The organism is Protofrankia sp. CiP1_Cm_nod3 (assembly GCF_982290655.1).
Genome location: NZ_CEVIVD010000202.1, coordinates 1 through 5,270 on the forward strand (window position 1 = coordinate 1; position 5,270 = coordinate 5,270).

3 protein-coding genes are annotated in these 5,270 nt (G+C 69.8%); 2 read left to right on the plus strand and 1 reads right to left on the minus strand.

Features of this window, described 5'->3' with window-relative positions; genetic code table 11:
* Positions 1-347 precede the first annotated feature (347 nt).
* The gene (gene aceE, locus AC5LUJ_RS22600) at positions 348-3,122 is read left to right on the plus strand and encodes a pyruvate dehydrogenase (acetyl-transferring), homodimeric type (RefSeq protein ID WP_445548397.1); all 2,775 of its coding nucleotides are present in this window, start codon (positions 348-350) and stop codon (positions 3,120-3,122) included.
* Between the two features lie 90 nt (positions 3,123-3,212).
* Here the strand turns inward: aceE and AC5LUJ_RS22605 are convergent, their stop codons facing one another.
* Positions 3,213-3,998 carry a pirin family protein gene (locus AC5LUJ_RS22605; protein ID WP_250287080.1) on the minus strand — a complete coding sequence of 262 codons (786 nt, stop codon included), beginning with the start codon at positions 3,996-3,998 and terminating at the stop codon, positions 3,213-3,215.
* A gap of 365 nt (positions 3,999-4,363) precedes the next feature.
* Here AC5LUJ_RS22605 and AC5LUJ_RS22610 point away from each other — a divergent pair, with 365 nt between their 5' ends.
* Positions 4,364-5,224 carry a hypothetical protein gene (locus tag AC5LUJ_RS22610; protein WP_250287081.1) on the plus strand — a complete coding sequence of 287 codons (861 nt, stop codon included), beginning with the start codon at positions 4,364-4,366 and terminating at the stop codon, positions 5,222-5,224.
* Positions 5,225-5,270 lie beyond the last annotated feature (46 nt).

The following is a 5,270-nucleotide window of genomic DNA, read 5'->3' on the forward strand; positions in this document are numbered from 1 at the left end:
GCCCACCGGCCCCCGCCGGCCCGGCGCCGTCCCGCCCTGGCCACGCCGGCAGCCGGGTGCCGCCGGGACGGCCTGCCGGCCCGGTGGCCGGGCACCACCGCCGGGCCGGCAGGCCCGGAAGCCGGGGCGGCGCGTCGACGACGGCGCGTGTCCGCGAGTGTCGGTCCAGGCCGGCTCCCCGGCGTCCCCACGCACTCGAGAAAAATCATGATCGTGTGTTCTTCGACCGGATGGGCCACAAGTAACGTCGGGAAGCGTGACGAGCCCCCCCGCACAGAGCACGATGGAAGGGGACCCACTCACGACGAAGCATGCGCGCAACGACCAAGTGACGTCAGGGAGAACACGTGGCGAAGGACAGCGGCAGCAGGTTCTCGGTCATCACCGACGGGCTTCCCAGCCAGTTGCCGGACATCGACCCGTCCGAAACCGGCGAATGGCTGGAGTCCCTGGACGCGGTGATCGACGAGCAGGGCCGTGGCCGGGCCCGATTCCTCATGCTGAAGCTGCTGGAACGGGCCCGGGAGAAGGCCGTCGGAGTGCCCGGGCTCACCAGCACCGATTTCATCAACACCATCCCGCCGGAGCGGGAACCGTGGTTCCCCGGGGACGAGCACATCGAACGGCGCATCCGGGCCTATGTCCGCTGGAACGCGGCCATCATGGTGAGCCGCGCGAACCGTCCCGAATACGGCGTCGGCGGGCATATCGCGACATATGCGTCCAGTGCCGCTCTCTACGAGGTGGGATTCAACCACTTCTTCCGCGGCAAGGACAACCTGACCGGCGGGCCCGGCGGTGACTCGGGCGACCAGGTGTTCATTCAGGGACACGCCTCACCGGGTATCTACGCCCGGGCCTTTCTCGAGGGCCGGCTGACCGCGGCGCAGCTCGACGCGTTCCGTCGGGAGGGCGAGCCCGGCGGGCTGTCCTCCTATCCACATCCCCGGCTCATGCCCGACTTCTGGGAGTTCCCGACCGTCTCGATGGGCCTCGGGCCGATCCACGCCATCTACCAGGCCCGGTTCAACCGCTATCTGCTGAACCGGCGGATCAAGGACACCTCCGGCAGCCGGGTGTGGGCCTTCCTCGGTGACGGCGAGATGGACGAGCCGGAGTCGATCGGCGCGCTCGGCATCGCCGCGCGCGAGGAGCTCGACAACCTCATCTTCGTCGTGAACTGCAACCTGCAGCGCCTCGACGGGCCGGTCCGCGGCAACGGGAAAATCATGCAGGAGCTGGAGTCGCTGTTCCGCGGCGCCGGCTGGAACGTCATCAAGGTGGTCTGGGGCCGCGACTGGGACCCGCTGCTGGCCAAGGACACCGACGGGGTGCTCGTCCACCGGATGAACACCACCCCGGACGGCCAGTTCCAGACCTACACGACATCGTCCGGCGCGTACATCCGGGAACACTTCTTCGGCGCGGACGCGCGGCTGCGCCGTATGGTCAAGGACCTGTCCGACGACGAGCTGCGCAAACTCTCCCGCGGCGGGCACGACTACCGCAAACTGTACGCGGCCTACAAGGCGGCGACCGAGCACGCCGGCCAGCCCACCGTCATCCTCGCCCACACCATAAAGGGCTGGACGCTGGGCAAGGACTTCGAGGCGCGCAACGCCACGCACCAGATGAAGAAACTCTCCAAGGCCGATCTCAAGGAGTTCCGCGACCGGCTCTACCTGGACATTCCCGACTCCGAGCTGGAAGGCCCCCTGCCGCCCTACTTCCATCCCGGCCCGGATTCGGAGGAGATCCAGTACATGCGGGAACGGCGGGCCGTGCTGGACGGCACACTGCCGCGGCGGGTCGTGCGCGCCCGGCCCCTCCCGCAGCCGCCGGAGTCCATCTTCGGTGACCTGCGGCGGGGCTCGGGCAAGCAGCCGGTGGCCACCACCATGGCCTTCGTCCGGCTGCTCAAGGACCTGATAAAGACGAAGGAGATGGGCGCCCGGTTCGTCCCGGTTATTCCGGATGAGGCGCGTACCTTCGGTATGGACGCCATGTTCCCGACCGCCAAGATCTATTCACCGCACGGTCAGCGTTACGAGGCTGTGGACCGCGAGCTCCTGCTTTCCTACCAGGAGTCCGAGACCGGCCAGATGCTGCACGAGGGAATCAACGAGGCCGGTTCGATGGGGTCGGTCGTCGCCGCGGGCACCGCGTACGCCACCCACGGCGTGCACATGATCCCGGTGTACGTGTTCTACTCGATGTTCGGGTTCCAGCGGACCGGTGACCAGATGTGGGCGCTCGGCGACCAGCTCGGCCGCGGCTTCCTGCTCGGTGCCACCGCGGGCCGCACGACCCTCAACGGCGAGGGCCTCCAGCACCAGGACGGCCACTCCCTGCTGCTCGCCTCGACGAACCCGGCGTGCGTGGCCTACGACCCGGCGTTCGCCTTCGAGGTCGCCCACATCGTCCGGGACGGCCTCGACCGGATGTACGGCGAGCGCGACGAGGACGTCTTCTACTACCTGACCGTCTACAACGAGCCGTTCCCGCAGCCGGCCGAGCCGGCCGGGGCCGACCCGGCGCAGATACTCGCCGGCATGTACCTGTTCCGGCCGTTCGCCGAGGCGGGCCTGCCGGTACGGCCGCCGGCGGAGGCCGGCTCCCCCGAAGCCGGCGCGCCGGCCGCCGAGCCGCCCCGCGCGCAGCTGCTGGCCAGCGGCACCGGGATGCGCTGGGCGCTGGACGCCCAGGAGCTGCTCGCGAACGACTTCGGCGTACAGGCGGACGTGTGGTCGGTGACCTCCTGGAACGAGCTGCGCCGCGAGGCACTCAGCTGCGAGGAGCACAACCTGCTCAACCCGGACTCGGTGGAACGCCGGCCGTACGTGACCCGGCTCCTGCAGGGGGCACCCGGGCCGGTGATCGCCGTCAGTGACTGGATGCGGGCGGTGCCGGACCAGATCTCCCGCTGGATCCCCCAGGACTACTCCTCCCTGGGCACCGACGGTTACGGGCGCTCGGACACCCGGGCGGCGCTGCGCCGCCACTTCCACGTCGACGCCGAGTCGATCACGGTGGCGACGCTGGAGGCCCTGACCCGCCACGGCGCGATCAAGGCAACGGTCGTCGAGGACGCGATCCACCGGTACCGGCTGCGGGAGGCGTAGCACCAGGAGGCGCCACGCGGCGCCGAAACTCCACCGGCCGCCGACCGACCGCCGGCCGCCGGCCGGTCGGTCTGGCCGGCCGGCGGCCGGTCAGCGTCCCAGCGCGGTGTGCATCTCCCATACCAGGATCTCCGCCGGCCCGGCCTCGGCGGCCACCGCGAGGCTGTCACAGCCCCTGATCCGGGCCGCGTCCCCGGTGCCGAGCTCGCCCGCGCTCTCCAGCGTGACCGTGCCGCGCGCGACGAACAGGTGCACCCACGGCGCGGACGGCAGGCTCACCCGGCCGGCGGCGGGCAGGCGCGCCGCGTGCAGGACCGCGTTGCGCTGCTGGATGTCGATGGCGGCGCTCGAGCCCGCCCCGCCGGCGATCGCCACCAGCTCGCCGGTGGCGAGGGCGTCCGCCACATCCCGCTGGGCATAACTGGGCGTGATCCCGGTATGGTCGGGGGTCACCCACATCTGGATGAAGTGGACGGTGCCCGGATCGTCCAGGGCGTCGGGCGTCCCCGGGCCGCCGGTGGCGCCGGCCGCGTTCGTCTCCGCGTGCGTAATCCCCGTACCGGCGCTCATACGCTGAGCGACCCCGGGCCGGATGGTGCCATGGGTCCCGGTGGAATCCGTGTGCAGGAGCTCACCCTCCAGCACCCAGGTCACGATCTCCATGTCCCGGTGCGAGTGAGTGGCAAAGCCGCCACCGGGAGCGACATGGTCGTCGTTACTGACCAGCAGCAGGCCGAAATGGGTGTTGGCCGGATCATAGTGGCGACCGAACGCGAACGAGTGACGGGAGTCCAACCAGTCATTCCGGGTCACCGCCCGGCCGTCCGCGCGCCTGACGGCAATCCCCGCCCCCCGCAGCGCCGAGATATCGGTCACAGTTGCTCGCGCCCCTTTCCTGTCGCTGGCCCGCGTCCGCCGGCTACCATCGTTGCGGCTACTATCGGTGCGCCAGTTGCCGTAGGGTTCATCCGACGTACATGCTGCCGAGACCATGGTCCAATCTATTCGCCCCGACGGCTATGATCCCAGTCGGATGGCCAGGAAGAACGGGGCCTTTGGCCAACCAGTGGCCAACCGACCGCCAGGCGCGACCTAAGGGCCTCGTGAGGAGGCGATGTGACGGCTGCCGACAGCCCGACCCGACAGCAGATGCCAGAGCCACCACGGAGAGAAATACTACTCGGCGTCATCGTTGGAATACGAAAACGTGACATGGCCTGCGCGAAGCCGGGGAAACCGGCATGATTCTGCGTTTCCGTCGAATCGACAGGCTGGAGAATCATCCCAATCTCCGCGGGATCCTCGCGATCCTCGCCCAACTCGTGCACACCAGTGACGCCGAACTCAACCAGCTGGCCCTGGCCTGGCGCAACACACCCCAACTCGCCACCGCGCGGGACAAGGCACTCTCACCGGACGCGCCACTGGTCATCGAGGTCCTTGCCGCGTTCGACGCCTTGTCGGCCATCTACGCCGACGACCTCGCCGGCATCGACGACTACGTGACAGTCGACCCGAACGTCACCGCGACCGCGCTCAAGGCGGTCCGGGACGCGATCGCGGCCGCCTACGCCAAGCCGATTCTCACCAGGTCGGAGTATGCCGCGCTGCTGCGGCCCTGGCGCGCCGTCTACCCCCGCAGCCGCGGGCACGAACCGGATCTCGGCCCGTTCGGATCCGAGGTCAAGCGGGTTCTTGCCGCGCTGCCGGCGCTGGCACGGCGCTGTCACGACGCCGACAGCCTGCGGACCTACGACCGTCTGCTGGTCGCCGCGCTCACCCGGGACGAGACCGCCCACCAGGACGCCATGCAGATCGCGTTCAACAGCGCCGTGCGCACGGGGCGCCGCCGGGTGTGGACGCTGATACGCCGCAGCGCCGCCGAGGGCTTCTGGCGGCTGTGCCCGTCCTGCCACACGACGATCGACTCCGTGGACGCCGGCACCGACCAGCGGGTGATGGAGCTCTGCGCGGACCTCGCGTGCGCCCTGCTCGTGCAGGACATCCTCGACCCCGACACCGTCGCGAGCCTGACCGCGCCACTGCACACGCTGGTCCCGCTCCAGGAGCGCTACGACATCGACACCAACCGCTACCGCTAGGCGTCAACCGCTACCGCCAGGCCGCCAGGCCATGGCCGGCTGCCCG

Coding starts and splice junctions, on each gene's coding strand:
- AC5LUJ_RS22610 (WP_250287081.1), top strand. CDS start 4,364: ATGATTCTGCGTTTCCGTCGAATCGACAGGCTGGAGAATCATCCCAAT.